The sequence below is a fragment of the Bacillus sp. FJAT-18017 genome (genome assembly GCF_001278805.1).
In the GTDB taxonomy this organism is placed as follows: Bacteria; Bacillota; Bacilli; order Bacillales; family Cytobacillaceae; genus Bacillus_D.
Window position 1 is genome coordinate 893,043 of the sequence record NZ_CP012602.1, and the last position, 17,193, is coordinate 910,235.

Sequence of the window (17,193 nt, forward strand, 5' to 3'; positions counted from 1 at the left end):
TGTCTGAATTGACGCACGCAACCGCGATTGAAACGAAAGACCTGACCCTGTCCTACGGAGATGCGCTTATCATAAACGAACTGAATCTCACCATCCCAAAAGGTGAAATCACCGTCTTCATCGGAGGGAACGGCTGCGGCAAATCGACGCTGCTTCGATCAATCGCGCGCCTCATGAAGCCGCAATCAGGCAGCGTTCTATTAGAGGGAAAAGCCATCTCAAAACTATCAACACGGGAAGTCGCCAAGAACATGGCCATCCTTCCCCAGACACCCGTTGCGCCTGAAGGACTGACTGTACTCCAGCTTGTCAAACAGGGACGCTACCCATACCAATCCTGGCTCAAGCAATGGTCAGAGGAAGATGAGAGTAAAGTTAATGACGCTTTGAAAGCAACGGGTCTCGAGGATCTTAAGGACCGTCCAGTCGATTCCCTGTCCGGCGGCCAGCGTCAGCGCGCCTGGATAGCAATGACACTCGCCCAGGATACCGATATCCTTTTGCTGGATGAGCCAACAACCTACCTTGATATGACACACCAGATCGAAATTCTCGATCTTCTCTGGGAACTAAACGAGCGTGAAGGACGCACAATCGTAATGGTCCTCCACGACCTGAATCTTGCCTGCCGATATGCACACAACATCGTCGCCATAAAGGATAAAGCAATCTATGCCCAAGGCCGTCCCGAAGTCGTCATCAACTGCTCCCTGGTCAAAAACGTCTTCGGCATGGACTGCGAAGTCACCATCGACCCGCTCTTCGGCACACCACTCTGCATCCCATACGGCAAAGGCCGCTGCATCCTAAAAAATGCCCTCGCCAACTAAAGATACCCAGTGGGGTAGGGGTCAGACCCCTTGTGAAATTGTGAATTAATAGAAGGGCTAGGGATTTGGTTTTATTTTCCTAATTATTTGAATCGAAACTAGAACCAACCTAATCATTCCAATCCTCATGCCGAAAAGGACGGTGTATACAATGAAGCTTGAGACACGAACATTACCGCTGACTATCGCGGAGAAAACAAAACTGAAAGCCTACCGATACACCGATATGAAGAAAATCGGCATGATTCAGGCATCATCTCTGCTTGACCATGATGCGCTGGAGGCATTTATCGAATCAATTATGCCGACGCTTCAGACCGATTCGGCGAAAGTCGCTGCCTCGGTTTTCATGAAGCGTTATGCCTACATTGGAGTGCTGTCTCTGTACAGCATTTCCGCGTTGAACAAGAAACTTAACATCCAAGCCGACAACGTCTTCTTTGAAGCCCCGACTGGCACAGGAAGCTGGCTGCCGAAGTTGTTTCTAGAAAAGGCGGAAGCGGAAAAATGGGATGGAGGAGACCGCGGCCAATGGCGCAAACAAGCAATCATCGAGCTTTTCGCCGGCCACATCTTCCCGCTCATTGACCTGCTCGGCAAGGTCACCGGTGTTTCCAAGCTAATCCTTTGGGAAAATGTTGCTATCTACATCATGTGGCTGTACGAGTCCGAACTCGCAGGGCAAGCCCAGGCCGATGACGATTTCAATTTTATTTTTAACGAAGCAGAGGGAGCGGTCTTTGGCAAATACCGACGCAATCCACTCACAAAGTTCTTTACCGAAAAAACCTACCAGGAGGACCTGGACGAAATGGTCCGCGTCCGCAAAACCTGCTGCTTTTCATACTTAACAGGCGATAAAGATAAACGCTGTAAAACATGCCCATGCAGGCAGCTAGAAATGGAGGGCAAATGTGCCAATGGAACAGACAACATTTGTGAGGCAGTTCGAAGCATTACTTGAAAAATATGCCGAGCTTCTCGTCGGCCAATCTGACGAAGAGACAACCGAAAAAGTGAAAATGTACGCGCTGTACACCCACATTGCCAAGACCATGCCGCCGCTCGCCCAGCACTGGAACACTCTCTACCCAGACGCCAAGGACGAAATGAAAGCACTTATGCTCGAAATCAAAAAACTCAACGAACAACATCGCGCAAAATAGGCAAAACAGGAACGGTTCTCGTTTTGCCAAACTGAAAAGGAGCATCCTACTAATAGGAGCGCTCCTTTTTTGTTTTTGCTAGTTTAACTGAAAATTACTGTCTGCATGCCTTCCCGTGTAGACGGAATGCTATAACTACAGGCCTCTATCAGGTTAACTTGCAGAAAAACGGAAAAAGTTAACGGATAAAACCCAAAAACTCTTGGATAAAATCTCTTACCTACCGCAGCCAACCCAAACCAAACCTATTTTTATATACTAAGATTCCTTTTCCTAATCCACACAACAATAGCCACAACAGCCCATAGCAAAAAGCCGATAATCACAAAAGGATAGACAGATTGAGTAAGTGCGTAAATCGTTTTGTTCAGAAAGGATGGGTCCTGGGTATCTTCAATCGCATGACTCCCAATCATCCCGCTCATAAATGTCACCAAAAGAAAACCGATTCTAGAAACAACGAGTTGAAGAACAGCCGATGCCTCTTTCAATTAACCAAACCCCCTCAAAAGCTCTTTTGGTGTAATTTTACACAAATTGAGAAATTGAGTCAATGAATTATCAGACTATTATTCATGAAAAAAGAAGCAGGAAACCAACCCTGCTTCAACTACTCTTTCCCCAACTCACTATTCTTCACCACAAACCCCAACAACGCTGACTTCAGCGCATCAGGCTTCTCGAAAATCGCCACATGGCCGCACTCCGGAATCACCAAATACTCGGCCCCGGCAATCCCTTTAGCCAAAATGTCCGAGGACCACCGCGGTTTCAAAATATCATTCTCGCCGACCACAACCAGCGTCGGGCACACAACCTTCCCAAGCTCATTCGTAAAATCCGCATCGCGGAGGAAGGTTTCATACAGCGTAACCTGGCCCGCAAAATACTCGTCATCAATGTCATTCATCATCCGGGCCCGCTCCGCCAAAAACTCCTTATTGCGCTCAACAAACGCATTGTAATAAAGCGAAGGAGCTGCGCCCCAAAAGAACGCTTCACCCTTAGGCCCAAGAGCGAGCTGCTTCCAACCCTCAACAAACAGCTTCGTCGTCTCATCCAGCTCACTCGTCGAATCAATCACCACTAGCGAAGCCGCCCGATCCGGATAATCAATAGCAAACCGAAGCGCAACCTCGCCGCCATACGACGTTCCAATTAAATGCACCGGGCCATTAACACCAAGCTCATCCAGCAAAGCCGCCGCTTCCTCGGCATGCTCCCGGAACGAATACGGCCCAGGAGGCTTTGCCGACTTCATCTGTCCCTTGAAATCGTGCAGCACCACCCGATACCCAAGCTTCACAAACAGGGGATAATACAGCGCCCACGAACTCGTCGTCGTCATCACCCCGTTGAGAAAAACCACCGTCTCGCGCGCATCGTCAGGCCCAAATACCTCATAAAACAACTCATTCCCATTGACCGACATAACCGGCATCAACAGCACCTCCTATGCTATGTAAAAAGGGGCCAACCCACATAAAATCCGCCCCCGCCTAACCACACAACCAAAATACCCAGAGGAGTAGGGGTCAGACCCCTTGTGAATTACAGCACAACCCCGCCATCCACGCTCAGCACAGTCCCGGTCACATACCGCGCCTCATCGCTCGCCAGGAACAAATACGCATTCGCAATATCCGCAGGCTCGCCAATAATTCCAAGCACCGACTTGCCCTTCATCATATCGAGCACCTTCTCCGGCATTTTCGCCACCATCGGCGTGTTGATGAACCCAGGCGCAACCGCGTTGACCCGCACACCGTACCGGCCAAGCTCTTTTGCCCAAGTCTTCGTCATCCCGATCACGCCCCACTTCGTCGCAGCATAATTCGTCTGCCCGAAGTTCCCATACAGGCCGACAACCGAAGACGCATTCAAAATCACGCCGCCCTGCTGCTCCTTCATCACCTTCGCCGCAGCCTGGCCAACCAGGAAAACTCCCTTCAAATTTACATCAATCACGCGCTCCCACTGTGATTCCTCCATTTTCAGAAGCGTCGCATCAGCCGTAATCCCCGCGTTATTCACCACAATGTCAACGCTTCCAAATTGCTCAGCAGTGTCACCGACCATCTTTTCCACCTGACCGCCATCCGTCACGTCGACAACCATCCCAACAGCCATGCCGCCAGATTCCACAATCATCGCCACAGTCCGGTCAATATCCTCAGCAGTAACATCCGCCACAACCACCTTAGCGCCCTCAGAAGCAAACCTCACCGCCGTCGCCTCGCCAATCCCCCGGCCACCGCCAGTCACAATCGCAACCTTATCCATCAACCTCATTCTACAAACCTCCTAAATAAATAATCACCCATTTACTATGCAAGAACCTTGCCAACTTGAAATCCAACCCATAACCCCACTTTTGGAAAAAAGGGTCGCCGCGAGCTGTGTAGCAAACAACAGGCACTGTCCGAAAATCCGACAACAGTTTGCCTTCCCATGGCATCGCTACCGGGCTCTGGCAAACACCAAATTTTCCTTTGAAGCACAATCACTAGGACTGTACAACAATCCGGCAAACACGTGAAAGATCCACACAACCCCAATAATCGGCAAGCACTCGGATATTGCGCTACGCAATCCTAATCATGCAGCAAGCACTCGGATATTGCGCTACACAATCCCGATCATGCAGCAAGCACTCGGACAATGTGCTGCACAATCCCGATCATGCAGCAAGCACTCGGATATTGCGCTACACAATCCCGATCATGCAAAGAGAACTCTGACAATGCGTTGCTCAATCCCTAAAACATGCCCCACGCAACCCCAATAATCCAGCAATCCCTCAGCATACACTCTCGCACACCCATTTCAATCTGCACTTCACCACAGTTGCAAACTCTCAAACTCATAATAGCAGTCTTCAGTTACAAGTCTGTTACAATTCCATTTTGACTCAGCAAACTCCACTCACAATACCTAGTTTAATTGAATTCCATTTTAGAAGAGAGTGCAAGCGAGAGAGGGATAAGGCGTTTGATATTAGCACGACGGCATTGGAAATTAGAGGGAAGTAAAATGTAATTCAATAATAAAACAACGATATTTAATAATTATTTATTGATAATCGATAAACAATCTGATAAAATCATCTTATAAATTAATTAGGCGAGGTGCTTTTTATGAAACGAGGCTCAACATTATTTTTAAGGCTGGCGCTTTTCCTTATCGGAACCCCAGTTCTTGCGTGTGGTTCATTCGGGTTGTATTGGTTAATGAGAAATCCGGCTAACCCGGAGTATGCCCATATTCTGTATCCGATTGTAATCGGCATGTATGTGTCGGCAATTCCATTTTTCACCGCGTTGTATCAGGCTTTAAAATTATTAGGCTTTATTGACAAAAACCAGGCATTCTCTGATTTGTCAGTAAACGCTTTGAGAAAAATTAAAATTTCGGCCATGGTCTTCAGCGGTGTCTATGTTGTTATTCTGCCATTTGTGTTTATGGTGGCTGAACTGGACGATGCCCCAGGCCTAGTCATTGTTGGGATGGTTCCGGTTTTCGCCGGGCTGGTCATAGCCGTGTTTGCCGCAGTTCTCCAGAGGCTTTTAAAAGAAGCAATTGATATCAAATCCGAAAATGATTTAACGGTCTAAGGGGGGGAAACCAATGGCAATTATAATAAATATAGACGTAATGCTAGCAAAAAGGAAAATGAGCGTAACCGAGCTTTCCGAGAAGGTCGGAATCACCATGGCAAACCTCTCCATTTTAAAAAATGGCAAAGCCAAAGCCATCCGATTTTCCACCCTGGAGGCAATCTGCAAAGCACTCGATTGCCAGCCCGGAGACATTCTCGAATACAAAGATAACGAAGACTAATGTTTTTTGTTAGTGTGACATATTAAATGGAAGGTACTGCTAAATGGCACAACAAACTTTCTATGTGCCCAAACCCAGACTGCTCAAGCTGAAAAGGTAACATAGCCCGATTCTATGTGACGTTTCAAAGGAGTGCGGGTGCCAAAAGGTAACATAGAACCGCCCTGCCTCTAAACAACTTTCTCGCAACTGATAAGGTATTCTGCAGGCAGCCAATAAATTTTTCATACAAAAAGCACCTCGGAAATTTTTCCGAGGTGCTTTTAACATACTTATTTCAGTTGATCTTCCCTAGTCGGCCCCATAACACTCGGTACTTTCAACCCTGCTTGGCGCAGCAAGACCGTCATTTGTCCGCGATGATGAGTCTGGTGGTCAACAAACATCCTCAAAACAGCGCCTCGTGGCATCATCTGGCCAAGAGCTTCCACACTTTCAACCATGCTTTCATCAGTCAGATTTGCTTCAGCTTCCCGAACCAATTCCTCAGACGCATTTTTATATGCAGCGGCGATCTCGCTTGCGCTGGAAGGAACCGAACCTGGATCCCCAGGCATAGCAACATTCAGGCCAACTTGTCCCGCAAAAAATGGAACGCTTGTCGCCAGGTGCCAGCCCAGCCAGCCAAGTGTGCTGTGCCCTTCAACAATCGCCTGATTCAATTTTTCATCCGTCAAAGACTCAAGCACCTGAATTGTTCCGCTTGATGCCCTCGACCATTCCGCTAGAAAATCACCGACAGTTCTGTACATATTACCACTCCTCCAAACTTAAACTCTCATCATTATAGACATGTCCACTTTCCAATTTCAAATAACGTAAACCGTGAAGGGGATTTTGCATAAATACCTGGAATTCTTATTCCTCAAAAATGACAGAACTATCCTGCAACTCAAGTGTAACTCCAAAATCCTACACTAAGGTTAATAATCCTTCCAAAGGAGGAGATACAGGTGACTGAAACCCACGTTGGAATAGTAGGAACCGGGATTTATATCCCACAACCAAGAATGACTGCGAAGCAAGTTGCTGAAGCAACAAACGGGATCTGGACGGAAGAAGCCATCATCAACAAGCTCGGCCTCAAGGAAAAACCAATCCCTGGAGAAAACGACGGAACTCAGGAAATGGGCGTCCGCGCCGGCCTCGATGCCATCAAAAACACCGGAATCGACCCGAAGGAAATTGACCTGGTCATCTCAATCGGCGAGGAGTGGAAGGAGTACCCGCTGACCACCTCCGCCATCTACATTCAGGAAAAAATCGGCGCGACAAACGCGTGGGGCATCGACCTACAGCAGCGCTGCTGTACAACCGTTTCGGCTATGAAAATTGCTAAAGACATGATGATGTCAGACCCCGATCTAAACACCGTTATGATCGTCGGCGGCTATCGTAATGGTGATTTCGTCGACTACACCGATAAGGCGATGTCGATGATGTATAACCTGGCAGCAGGAGGCGGGGCGATTATTTTAAAAAAGAACCTTGGCCGCAATATCCTGCTTGGCTCACACATCATGACCGACGGCTCAATGGCGCGCGATGCTGGCGTCGAATTCGGCGGCACCGAAAAGCCAATCACGCATGAAAATTACAATGAGGCCTATAAATCTCTAAGGCTATTTGACGAAAAGCACATGAAGGACCGCCTGAACGAAGTCTCTATGTCAAACTGGTTCCACTGCATTGACCGAGCTTTCGAGAAATCCGGCGTTACCAAAGAAGAACTCGGTTACCTGGCAGTTCTGCACTTTAAATACTCGATGCACAAGTTCATGCTTGAAACACTTGGCTTGACTGAAGAGCAATCAATCTATTTAAGCGACTACGGCCATTTGGGGCAAGTCGATCAGATTCTTTCCCTGCATCTCTCATTGGAGCAAGGCAAGGTCCAGGATGGAACCGTCATTTCAATGATCTCTGCCGGAATTGGCTACGCCTGGGCAGCAAACGTCATCAAATGGGGGCCGATCGGACATGGCGACAATCACATCGAATAAATACAACGACCTGTATTCGGCAAAAAAAATATCCGTTGAAAAAGCGCTAAGCTTCGTGAAAACCGGTGACCACATCGTCTCCGGACTGGCTGCTGCCGAACCGCGTAGCTTCCTGTCCAAGCTGCACACGCTTCCGGAGCATATCGAAGACATTCATGTTTCAACCTGTCTGCCAATCCTTGAGTATCCTTATTTCAGCGATACCGACTACAAGGAACGCTTCCTGATGGAAGGCTGGTTCTACATGCCGGCCGTCCGGAAAATGCACGAGGCCGGGACTGTTTCATACATTCCCAACCACTTGCATTTTGCTGGAAACAGGCGCCATCAACACCGTCATGTCAACATTTTCGCAGGTGTGGCTTCACCGATAGATGAGCATGGCTACCTGTCGCTAAGTTTAAGCGCCACCTATGAAAAAGAACTCGCTGAAGTCGCCGACCTTGTGATTCTTGAAGTGAACCCGAATATGCCGCGTACATTCGGAGACACAACAATTCATATCTCGGAAATCGACTATTTAATTGAAGCAAACTACGAGGTTCCGCTGTTTCCATCACCGGAACCGAACGAGAAGGACCGGATTATCGGCAGGCAAATCGCCGACTTGATTGAGGACGGCTCAACAATTCAGCTTGGTATCGGCGGCATTCCGAACGCAGTTGCCTACGAGCTGCAGACCAAGAAGGACCTTGGCATCCATACCGAAATGTTCACAGACGGCATGGTCGACCTTTTTAATGCAGGTGCTATTACTGGGAAAAAGAAAACCCTTCACCCTGGAAAAATGGTCGCCACCTTCGCACTCGGCACCAAAAAGCTGTACGACTTTATCAATAACAACCCAGGTGTGCTGATCCTGAACGGCAGTTACGTCAACGACCCGTACATAATCGGCCAGAACCATAAGATGATTTCAATCAACACAACACTCGAAATCGACGTGACTGGCCAATGCTGTTCCGAGTCAATCGGCCACCGCCAATTCAGCGGTACAGGCGGCCAGGCGGACACCGCAATCGGCGCCCAGCTGTCACCAGGCGGAAAATCATTCATCGCCCTCTACTCGACAGCCAACGTGCGCGTCCCAGGCAGCGATGAACGCAAGACCATATCAAAAATCGTCCCAAGACTAACCCAGGGAGCAGTCGTCTCGCTATCCCGGAACGACGTCGACTACGTCGTCACTGAATACGGAGTCGCCCACCTGACCGGCACATCCATACGCGAGCGCGTCGACATGCTCATCTCAATCGCTCACCCAGACTTCCGGGATCAGCTGAGGGAAGAAGCCCGCGACCTTATGCTCTGGTAAACTGGCAAATCGGACAAAGACGGTTATCGGTAACCAGCTGGCAAACTGGGGACGTTTCTTCGTCTGCCGGCTATCTATAAAACTAAATGAGAGACGGCCAGAAAGTATGTACTTTTTGCAAACTCACTGTCTCTCATTTTAGTAAGATAATATGTGAAATGGTGAGCAAACTTTTAAGAGAAGAGGAGGCAATCTATATGACAATCAAAATTGGCGACAAAGCTTCAATGGCTAAAACAGTAACAGAAAGCGACGTCTACTTGTTCGCTGGAATCACCGGCGACCTGAACCCGGCCCATGTGAACGAACAATACGCACAGGGCACGCCGTTCAAAACAAGGATTGCCCACGGAATGCTGAGCGGCGGCTTCATTTCCGCAGTGCTGGCAATGAAACTGCCAGGACCGGGCACCATCTACCTGAGCCAGGAAATGAAATTCACAAAACCTGTATTCATCGGAGATACCGTCACAGCCGAGGTCGAGGCAATCGAGTTCATCGACAAAGGCAAATTCAAAATCCTCGAGCTCAGCACCACCTGCTACAACCAGGACGGAGCCGTCGTCCTAGAAGGCAGGGCAAAGGTTATCCCGCCGAAAGCTCAGTAGTCAAGAGGAAACGTTTCACCTGGTACCAAGGCTCAAATTGTGTCTTGGGCACATTTTATAGAGTTTTAAGCTTCAAAACGTCGCCAATAGACCGTCTTGGGCACATTTTACAGAGTTTTAAACTTCAAAACGTCGCCAATAAATCGTCCGTAATCCATGCTTACCAAAGGAGAGAAAATCCATGATTATAGAAGCAAAATTAAAAGGCAACGTCTCAAGGGCAGCCCATCCAATCGGATGCAAGGCAGCACTCAAAAAACAAATTGACTACGTAAAAGGGCAACCTCGTTTTGATGGCCCCAAAAATGTGCTCATCCTCGGTGCATCGTCCAGCTATGGACTCGCTTCCCGAATTGTCACAGCGTTTGGCGCCGGTGCAGACACGATTGGCTTTTCTTTTGAGAGAGGCATCTCTGACGAAAGATTAGCGACCGCTGGCTGGTGGAACAATATTTTTTTCAAAGAAGAGGCTGAGAAGGAAGGCCTGATGGCAAAAAACTTTATCGGCGATGCCTTTTCAAATGAAATGAAGGAAGCCGTCATCGAGTATATTAAAAATGAATTTGGCGGAAAAATTGACCTGCTCATTTACAGCGTAGCCTCCGGGATGAGAAAGGATCCTGATACAGGAGTCACCTACCGTTCCGCGATCAAACCAATCGGCGAAACCGTCTCAGGAACGAACATCAACCTCGAAACCGGCGGGCTTTATGAGCAGGTGATTGAGCCGGCGACTGAAGAGGAAATCGAAAACACCGTCAAAGTGATGGGCGGCGAGGACTGGGAGCGCTGGATCCATGCTCTGAACGACGCAGGGGTCATCGATGAAGGTTTCAAAAGCTTCGACATCGAAGGCGTCGACTATGAACAAGAACTCGATCTCGACGCATTGAAAAAATTAAAGCCTTAAAAAATTCGCGCTCCATATTAAGGGGTGCGGCTTTTCTTTCTTTAATCGAGTCGCGTCCGTTACTCCAATTTTAACTATAATTCAATAATTCAAGAACAAATCCGGATTCTCTCAGGGGAGGACTGAATAAACAAGACTAGCAGTGTTACAGAACCCTCGTATAAAAAATTTAGAATCTAGTGCAGTTCAGCGCCACTTAACAGTAAGTATTCATATTTCACGAGAAGTGTTCATAAATCCCAGAAAGTATTCATAAATACCAAAAAGTGTTCATAAATCCTAAAAAGTATTTATAAAAGATAGCAATCAGCTAGCATACCCGTCAAAACATCTACCCTCACAAAAACATTTTCAAAAAATTACCACACGATGAAAACACTCATGTGGTAAAATTTAGATAATTATCCCCCCATAGGAGGCGCCATGAAGGAGCAAATTTACCTTGAGACCAAAAATATCGTCATCAGCAACCAACTTATTAAAACAAAAGACAAATTGTTTCCACTTCAGCATGTAAGCTCCGTTTCAATCGGATTAACAGAAAACAAATCAGCAGGTATTTTCCTGAAAATAGCAGTCGTGTTCTTATTCGCATGGAGTCTCAATCAAAAGTCTATTATTGCGGTTTCCGTGGCATCCATAGCTGTACTTTTTGCAATTATTAATTGGCTGAGTGTAGAAAATGATCGGAAAGAAGCACTTCATATTACTCTTATAACCGGAGAAAAACAATATATATTCGAAGATATCGATCAGGCATTTGATGCCGTCAGCAGGGCGCTTGCAAATAAAGGAGCGGCTGATTAAGCCGGGTCAATGGAGAGGGGATTATTGAATATATCTTCTTTCATTATCGTGCTGGCAGTCATCCGGATACTTTTCAAAATGGACAAAGGCACCCTAAAAACCTCAGCCACACTCAAAGAACTGTCTGTTTTGGGTTTGATTTTCATATTTGTCTGCCTTGGAGACAGGTATCTCAATATTCCAACCCTTCAAGCTAGAGAACCTGAATGGTATGAACTCTGGATTGGCGGATTCCTGTTTTTCCTAGCGACCTGTTTTTACTCCTACCTTGGCTGGAAAAAAGCAAAAAAGTATTCGTAAAGGAAACCCACATTAATAGACTCTTTAGGATTCCAGTATGATCTTAGCCTTAATTGGGCTAGCAGACTACGTCTTCACAATCATCAAATATGACCTATTTCAATATCGAAGCATCGCAATTCTGTTTTGCGTGCTGGCCTAACACTTTCTTGTTACAATCGTTTCTTCAAAACAAGGCAACAAAAAAGGAAGTGAAAGTATATATTCTGATAACAGGTATGGCGCTGGGCATTATTGCAGCCGAGTTGATCTTGTTATAATTCGTCAAAGCTGATTAGGGGAGGCTCTATTTTTGGTTATTTTCAATTTAAAGGGGAGGTTACCGTGCAACGTTTTAGTTTAGTTGCGATTGTTTTATTAATTGCAGGGCTTTTATATGGTTGTTCCTTTACGGCTCATACAGATTCGCCGAAAAACAACTTAAAACAGGATAGTGATACTTCAATTAAAAGAGAAAATCCTTCGAAAGATATCGTACAATCTACAGTAGAAAATAATCCATCAACTACTGATGAAAAAGGTGCCTCACCAGAGGAAATGGAACAATTAAAGGAAACAATCAGGACCTACATATTTGATGAGTATATGCCTAGCCCTGATTATGTTTATGCAAGGGGAGTTAATTGGTCGGAAAACTTTTATGATAATCTAACCGCTGAGGAGATTTGGAACGTTATAGAGGAATTTAGGAAAAAGAATATGAAAAAGATGGTACTCTTTTTGACGAAGCCCTGTACCTTTCTGTAAATGCACCGATTAAGGATAATTGGAAAGAGCTGTTTTTAGAGGAATTATCGGATGATATAGAAATAGATACTTTGATTGATAAAGGCGGAACCATATGGGTTTATACTGATTCCTTACCATATACAGGCGCTAAAGATAACTATCCGCTTATAGTTTTGGATAAGAGAACTGGTTCCTGGCACGGATAGATTTTTAGCAAAAACGGCCTCCGATTTTGGAGGCCGTTTAAACTATTACTGCATCTGCCCGCCATTATGATGCGGCAACTGATTCCGATACCCCTCAAATTGCTGGGCCTTTTGCTGAAGCGCCTGATTCTGCGCAGGCTCGACCTTGTACCAGCCTTCCTGGAACATCACATTGTACAAGTGGCGCTGGCAATCCTGGGTCTCGTTGAAAATCTCGAGCACATCGTTGTAAAGCCCGCTGTGTGAAGCTTCATTCAGAAACACATTATACCCATCTTTCAAATACTTCTCCGTAGACAGCAAATCATTGATAAAATCCCGGTCATTCATCGATGGATTCTTCTCAACCTTTGTCGCCGGATTCGAAATCGAATTGTTCATTATTCGCACCTCCTATTGCTGCATATACTGCTGCGGATTTTGATTCTCATGCGAACTCAAATGGCCAAGGATCTTTTCATAATGCCGCTCATGCATCTGGCACACCTTTTCCGCTTCCGTACGCATTGCTTCAATCTGACAATGCTGTGCAAAAAAATGCGCCTTCTTCGCGGCATTCAAATTCCATGTCAGCATATCCGTCAAATACAGCGCATCCTTCCCCGACAAAACATCCGGCGGCTGCTGCATATATTCCTGCTGTTGCTGACCCTGCATACCCTGATTCTGTTGCTGCATAACTAAACCTCCCAAAACAAAAAATTCCTGCACCCTTAACATCCCCAAAACAAGCCGCGTTATACGGAAAAATTAGGGAAAGAAGGTTGGTTCTCGTCTGTCACAGAAGACGGATTCCTTTTAAAAAAAAAGTGAAGGGACGAACGGTAAAGGGTTCAGTTTTAAGGTCATCAGCTTCAGTCGAATTAATGGGATATTATGTAAAAGTCGTGTAAAATAAAGGTGTACTTAATGATATATTTTTCAAGTGGTGGTGATAAAAATAAAGACGTTGGCGTTATATATATTTGGATTTCTTCGTTTCGTTATTTTTATGATATCAATATTACTAAGTATATGGTTCCTGATAGCAGCTGTATTTTGGGCATTTGTTGCATTGGTGGGGAGCGAGAATCATTGGATTAAACCATTAACACAATATCTATACTTTCTTGCTTGTTCCTTATCGGTAGGCCTAATGAACGAAATAGAAAAGAAAATAAATAAAGAAGACTATGATTTAATGACCAATAACTGGCCATTGGACCTATATTTACTTTTTTTAACAGCTCATTACGATGTGCCTAAGTATATAATCAGGAAAATGATAGGTAAGCCAAATTTAAATCCATAAACAGGAGCTCGGTCATAATGTGTTTTTATGCGAAATTTATAAAAAGCAAAACTCGCCGTTCTATAATGGCGAGTTTCTTCATTGAAATTAAAACGCGAAAACGACTCATCACCCCCGTGCCTCAAGCTCAACCCTAAATTTATGTAAACAACTCCTGCAAATACAATCCTTCCGCAAGCTTTCCGGCGGCACCAGCTCAAAAATCCCCTGCGGAAACTCCTCATACGCACACCAGCAAGTTTCACGCTCACCCGCCATACAGCCATTCTCTCCACCACAAATCGGACAACGTTTTCCTGCCATACCATCACTCTCCCCAAACCATCTATCCCCATTGTACAGCAAACAGCCTGTCCATTAATTGAGCATTTAGTGATAAGATAAAGGAAAAAATGAAAGGTGCTTACTATGAAAAAACTCCCAATCATCCTAACCATCGCCGGCCTGGCAATCATCGCCTACGCCTTCACAACTGAAGGAATCTACCGCGCCCTGATCCAAATCGCAGCCCAAATCCTGATCGGCATCGCAATCCTCCTCCTTGCACCCCGATTCAGGAACGTCCTCCCAAAAGGCATATACTACACCTTCCTCACATTTATCACCGTCATGCTGCTCATGATGATCTACCTCTTCATCGACATCTTTATCACCTACTAAACAAAAGGGCACCCACCCAGGGCGCCCCTCACATCAATGCTTCTTGAACTGATTATTCTGGCTGTTGACCTTATTCTTATTGTGCCGGATATTGTGCGGCCCTGCATTGCCCTTCACACTCGCCGCACTGACCCCCGCATCCGACGGATCCTTCTTCAGCTTCGCCATCAAAAATCACCCCGTTACTTATCCTGCCCTATTCTTTTTTGAAAAAATCGGTCGACGCCCCCAAGTCCCCATCTCATCCCAACGCCCAAAATTCACCAAAAAAAATCCGGCCAAAGAAGGCCGGGGGAAGGGATTAGATACTAATCAAAGGGGGTAGGTAAAAATAGTTAGAGTACCTTTACATCTTCAAGAATAAAGGAAAAATATAAATTCACCATAAATAAATGATTAACTTTTTCTTAAATCAACATCAAGAATCACGGGAAGCCTACTAAAACAAAGGGCCTCGAACAGAAGAGAGTGTGTACCCATGAAAAAAACAACCTATCTGGCCTACATGAGCGCCATGCTAAACGCGCTAATCGTCGGTCTTTCATTTCTATTCACAAAAACAGCAGTCGAAGCGTCCAGCCCAATCGACACATTGGCATTTCGCTTCACTGCTGCGTTCCTGGCAGTCAGCATCCTGATGGCCCTGAAAGTCATTAAAACTAATTTTGACAACTTCCGTCACTATTTAAAGGTCTTGCCACTGACGCTGTTTTACCCAACCTTTTTCTTTGCGTTCCAGGCATACGGCCTCCAAACAATCTCGTCATCGGAAGCAGGCATCCTGTCGGCGACAATCCCAATCCTGACGCTAATCCTTGCATCACTTTTTATAAAAGAAAAGACAAACCTGCGCCAAAAATTGTCCATCATTGTCTCGGTTGCAGGCGTCATCTACATTTTTATCATGAAAGGCAGCTCGATTTCATTCGCCGACTGGAAAGGAATCATCTTCATGATGATTTCATGCCTGGCAATCGCAAGCTACACCGTCATGGCCCGCAAACTGACAAAGCAATTCGAACCGATGGAAATCACTTATTTCATGCTCGGCGTCGGCTTTCTCGTTTTCAACGGGGCCGCCATCACGATGCACCTTGCAAACGGAACCCTGTCCAGCTTTGCAAAGCCAATGTTCGACCCAAACTACATGATCGCGATTTTGTTCCTGGGAATCCTCGCGTCCTTCGTGACATCGTTGTTATCCAACTTCGCAATATCAAAAATCTCTGCCTCACGAATGAGTGTCTTCGGTAACATGTCGACAGTAATCTCAATCGCAGCCGGCGCCATCTTCCTAAACGAAGAAATCCGCGCCTATCATATAATTGGATCAATTTTAATCATTCTCGGAGTACTAGGAACAAACTTTTTTGGGGAAAAGAAAGAAGAGGGAAAGCCTGAAAAAGATGCAGCTTAGTGTAGTATGGTTTTATCATAGATTTTCTGGCCTTAAAGACATTTCAAGACGGAAGCACACCAAAATGTCCTTGAAATTGCTTTTCAAGGACATTTTACTTATTCGTCAGCATCAAAATGTACTCGAAACCTCTTTTCAAGTACATTTTCCCTATTAGTCAGCATCAAAATGTACTAGAAAATGCTTTTCGGGATTGTCAACGCTTCCAATTGTGCTTGTTTGTTATCCGAAAAATTGGGATTTCCGTTTATTAAATCTAGAATTCACCAGATTAATCTTCACGCCATAGAGGCCGCACCCTTCTTCCTCTCCATCATCCGCTGAAACTCCAGGATAAAACGGTCCAGTTCACGGCTCGCCTCAATCGTTGTCTCATGGGCAAAGCCAAACTCCAAACCCTTCGCAACCAGCTCAGCGCGCAAGAACTCAATATATCTTTGCATTTCAACCAGGTTCATTCTATCAGGCTTGTCCATAAGCAACCTCCTTCCGAAAGTACAAAAAAAGTTCCGGCTCGAAAGCCGGAAAAAATAAGGGGTTTGATGGTATCTATCTATATTATAAAAGGGGGAGTGAGTTATGAAAAAGAATGGGGTCTCTTTCACCACGTACTTATCATAACGCCCAAATATGAACAAACTATGACCAAACCTTTAACATTCATTAAAAATGACAAAAAGTAAGCCGGACCTGAACTAAACTGCTGAGTATACATTTTTTATTTTGGCAATTTGATTATTAGAATAGAACTGCCTGAGTCACCAGATTCTGCCCAGGACAGAATACGGGATTCAGGCATTTTTTTATCTAAATGTGATCCTCCCAATAGATTTAGGAGGAATAGACCATTACAAATCTCCTTTTGGTTTCCAGTTACTAGAACGCTAAATGAAAGATTTTCCCAACCTCTCACCCCTTAAATACACCTTTATTTCGATTTTAAAGTGAAACCTTCCTGCATTTTTCAATCCTCCAGATATAAATTTTCCCAACCTTCTATTAGTAAATTGGATTTACAGCCATATGAAGCAGAAGTACGATTAAATTGTTAAAATTTAGAATCTTTTAAGGGGTGAAAATGCGAATTTTTTAGCGGAATGAAATAATTTGC

23 protein-coding genes are annotated in these 17,193 nt (G+C 45.5%); 14 read left to right on the forward strand and 9 right to left on the reverse strand.

All coding sequences use genetic code 11. From position 1 onward, the window contains the following. The first annotated feature begins 8 nt into the window (after positions 1 to 8). The 3 genes from AM500_RS04060 to AM500_RS04070 all read left to right on the forward strand — a co-directional run bounded on the left by AM500_RS04060 (position 9) and on the right by AM500_RS04070 (position 1,996). A complete protein-coding gene (locus AM500_RS04060; protein WP_053598063.1) occupies positions 9 to 830 on the forward strand; it encodes an ABC transporter ATP-binding protein in 822 nt (273 codons plus the stop codon). Between the two features lie 151 nt (positions 831 to 981). Continuing rightward, positions 982 to 1,794 (forward strand): IucA/IucC family C-terminal-domain containing protein, encoded by an 813-nt coding sequence (locus AM500_RS04065; protein ID WP_053598064.1) that lies wholly within the window; start codon positions 982 to 984, stop codon positions 1,792 to 1,794. Further along, a complete protein-coding gene (locus tag AM500_RS04070; protein ID WP_053598065.1) occupies positions 1,751 to 1,996 on the forward strand; it encodes a DUF2573 family protein in 246 nt (81 codons plus the stop codon). Before AM500_RS04065 ends, AM500_RS04070 begins: the two co-directional genes overlap by 44 nt. Positions 1,997 to 2,247: 251 nt before the next feature. Here the strand turns inward: AM500_RS04070 and AM500_RS04075 are convergent, their stop codons facing one another. The 3 genes from AM500_RS04075 to fabG form a co-directional block, all read right to left on the reverse strand. Beyond that, positions 2,248 to 2,487: a hypothetical protein gene (locus AM500_RS04075; protein ID WP_053598066.1), complete on the reverse strand. Its 240-nt coding sequence runs from the start codon at positions 2,485 to 2,487 to the stop codon at positions 2,248 to 2,250. A gap of 119 nt (positions 2,488 to 2,606) precedes the next feature. Further along, complete coding sequence (locus AM500_RS04080; protein ID WP_053598067.1) at positions 2,607 to 3,437, reverse strand: alpha/beta fold hydrolase; 831 nt, start codon at positions 3,435 to 3,437, stop codon at positions 2,607 to 2,609. A 110-nt stretch (positions 3,438 to 3,547) separates the two neighbouring features. Next, complete coding sequence (fabG, locus tag AM500_RS04085; protein WP_053598068.1) at positions 3,548 to 4,288, reverse strand: 3-oxoacyl-ACP reductase FabG; 741 nt, start codon at positions 4,286 to 4,288, stop codon at positions 3,548 to 3,550. An 845-nt stretch (positions 4,289 to 5,133) separates the two neighbouring features. Between fabG and AM500_RS04090 the strand changes: the two genes are divergently transcribed. Both AM500_RS04090 and AM500_RS04095 read left to right on the forward strand, forming a co-directional pair. Further along, positions 5,134 to 5,610, forward strand: coding sequence for a DUF2975 domain-containing protein (locus AM500_RS04090; RefSeq protein ID WP_053598069.1), 477 nt, complete (start codon positions 5,134 to 5,136; stop codon positions 5,608 to 5,610). Positions 5,611 to 5,623: 13 nt separating this feature from the next. Then, on the forward strand, positions 5,624 to 5,836 hold the full coding sequence (locus tag AM500_RS04095; RefSeq protein WP_053598070.1) for a helix-turn-helix domain-containing protein: 213 nt from the start codon (positions 5,624 to 5,626) through the stop codon (positions 5,834 to 5,836). Positions 5,837 to 6,108: 272 nt separating this feature from the next. Here the strand turns inward: AM500_RS04095 and AM500_RS04100 are convergent, their stop codons facing one another. Beyond that, the gene (locus AM500_RS04100; RefSeq protein ID WP_053598071.1) at positions 6,109 to 6,588 is read right to left on the reverse strand and encodes a DinB family protein; all 480 of its coding nucleotides are present in this window, start codon (positions 6,586 to 6,588) and stop codon (positions 6,109 to 6,111) included. Positions 6,589 to 6,789: 201 nt separating this feature from the next. Between AM500_RS04100 and AM500_RS04105 the strand changes: the two genes are divergently transcribed. The 7 genes from AM500_RS04105 to AM500_RS04135 all read left to right on the forward strand — a co-directional run bounded on the left by AM500_RS04105 (position 6,790) and on the right by AM500_RS04135 (position 12,526). Next, complete coding sequence (locus AM500_RS04105; RefSeq protein WP_197282662.1) at positions 6,790 to 7,839, forward strand: 3-oxoacyl-ACP synthase; 1,050 nt, start codon at positions 6,790 to 6,792, stop codon at positions 7,837 to 7,839. Then, on the forward strand, positions 7,817 to 9,154 hold the full coding sequence (locus tag AM500_RS04110) for an acetyl-CoA hydrolase/transferase family protein (protein ID WP_053598073.1): 1,338 nt from the start codon (positions 7,817 to 7,819) through the stop codon (positions 9,152 to 9,154). The genes AM500_RS04105 and AM500_RS04110 overlap by 23 nt, the downstream gene beginning before the upstream one ends. A 158-nt stretch (positions 9,155 to 9,312) precedes the next feature. Further along, positions 9,313 to 9,762 carry a MaoC family dehydratase gene (locus AM500_RS04115; protein WP_082347128.1) on the forward strand — a complete coding sequence of 150 codons (450 nt, stop codon included), beginning with the start codon at positions 9,313 to 9,315 and terminating at the stop codon, positions 9,760 to 9,762. 181 nt (positions 9,763 to 9,943) lie between these two features. Beyond that, a complete protein-coding gene (locus AM500_RS04120; protein WP_053598075.1) occupies positions 9,944 to 10,672 on the forward strand; it encodes a hypothetical protein in 729 nt (242 codons plus the stop codon). 423 nt (positions 10,673 to 11,095) lie between these two features. After that, on the forward strand, positions 11,096 to 11,479 hold the full coding sequence (locus tag AM500_RS04125) for a DUF6232 family protein (RefSeq protein WP_053598076.1): 384 nt from the start codon (positions 11,096 to 11,098) through the stop codon (positions 11,477 to 11,479). Between the two features lie 24 nt (positions 11,480 to 11,503). Further along, positions 11,504 to 11,779, forward strand: a complete 276-nt coding sequence (locus AM500_RS04130) for a hypothetical protein (protein ID WP_053598077.1) — start codon at positions 11,504 to 11,506, stop codon at positions 11,777 to 11,779. A 324-nt stretch (positions 11,780 to 12,103) separates the two neighbouring features. Further along, positions 12,104 to 12,526: a hypothetical protein gene (locus tag AM500_RS04135; RefSeq protein WP_053598078.1), complete on the forward strand. Its 423-nt coding sequence runs from the start codon at positions 12,104 to 12,106 to the stop codon at positions 12,524 to 12,526. Between the two features lie 233 nt (positions 12,527 to 12,759). Here the strand turns inward: AM500_RS04135 and AM500_RS04140 are convergent, their stop codons facing one another. The 3 genes from AM500_RS04140 to AM500_RS04155 all read right to left on the reverse strand — a co-directional run bounded on the left by AM500_RS04140 (position 12,760) and on the right by AM500_RS04155 (position 14,308). After that, entirely contained in the window at positions 12,760 to 13,095 is a 336-nt protein-coding gene (locus tag AM500_RS04140; protein ID WP_053598079.1) for a spore coat protein, read from the reverse strand. 12 nt (positions 13,096 to 13,107) lie between these two features. Continuing rightward, positions 13,108 to 13,392: a hypothetical protein gene (locus tag AM500_RS04145; protein WP_053598080.1), complete on the reverse strand. Its 285-nt coding sequence runs from the start codon at positions 13,390 to 13,392 to the stop codon at positions 13,108 to 13,110. A gap of 721 nt (positions 13,393 to 14,113) precedes the next feature. Then, positions 14,114 to 14,308 (reverse strand): cysteine-rich CWC family protein, encoded by a 195-nt coding sequence (locus AM500_RS04155; RefSeq protein WP_053598082.1) that lies wholly within the window; start codon positions 14,306 to 14,308, stop codon positions 14,114 to 14,116. 105 nt (positions 14,309 to 14,413) lie between these two features. Between AM500_RS04155 and AM500_RS25330 the strand changes: the two genes are divergently transcribed. Next, positions 14,414 to 14,665, forward strand: a complete 252-nt coding sequence (locus AM500_RS25330; RefSeq protein WP_156319744.1) for a hypothetical protein — start codon at positions 14,414 to 14,416, stop codon at positions 14,663 to 14,665. A gap of 33 nt (positions 14,666 to 14,698) precedes the next feature. Here AM500_RS25330 and AM500_RS24815 read toward each other — a convergent pair whose 3' ends face one another. Beyond that, positions 14,699 to 14,833 (reverse strand): YuzL family protein, encoded by a 135-nt coding sequence (locus tag AM500_RS24815; protein WP_081772884.1) that lies wholly within the window; start codon positions 14,831 to 14,833, stop codon positions 14,699 to 14,701. 310 nt (positions 14,834 to 15,143) lie between these two features. Between AM500_RS24815 and AM500_RS04165 the strand changes: the two genes are divergently transcribed. Then, positions 15,144 to 16,082 (forward strand): DMT family transporter, encoded by a 939-nt coding sequence (locus AM500_RS04165; protein ID WP_053598084.1) that lies wholly within the window; start codon positions 15,144 to 15,146, stop codon positions 16,080 to 16,082. A 278-nt stretch (positions 16,083 to 16,360) separates the two neighbouring features. Here the strand turns inward: AM500_RS04165 and AM500_RS04170 are convergent, their stop codons facing one another. Beyond that, positions 16,361 to 16,558 carry an aspartyl-phosphate phosphatase Spo0E family protein gene (locus AM500_RS04170; RefSeq protein ID WP_053598085.1) on the reverse strand — a complete coding sequence of 66 codons (198 nt, stop codon included), beginning with the start codon at positions 16,556 to 16,558 and terminating at the stop codon, positions 16,361 to 16,363. Between the last annotated feature and the right edge of the window lie 635 nt (positions 16,559 to 17,193).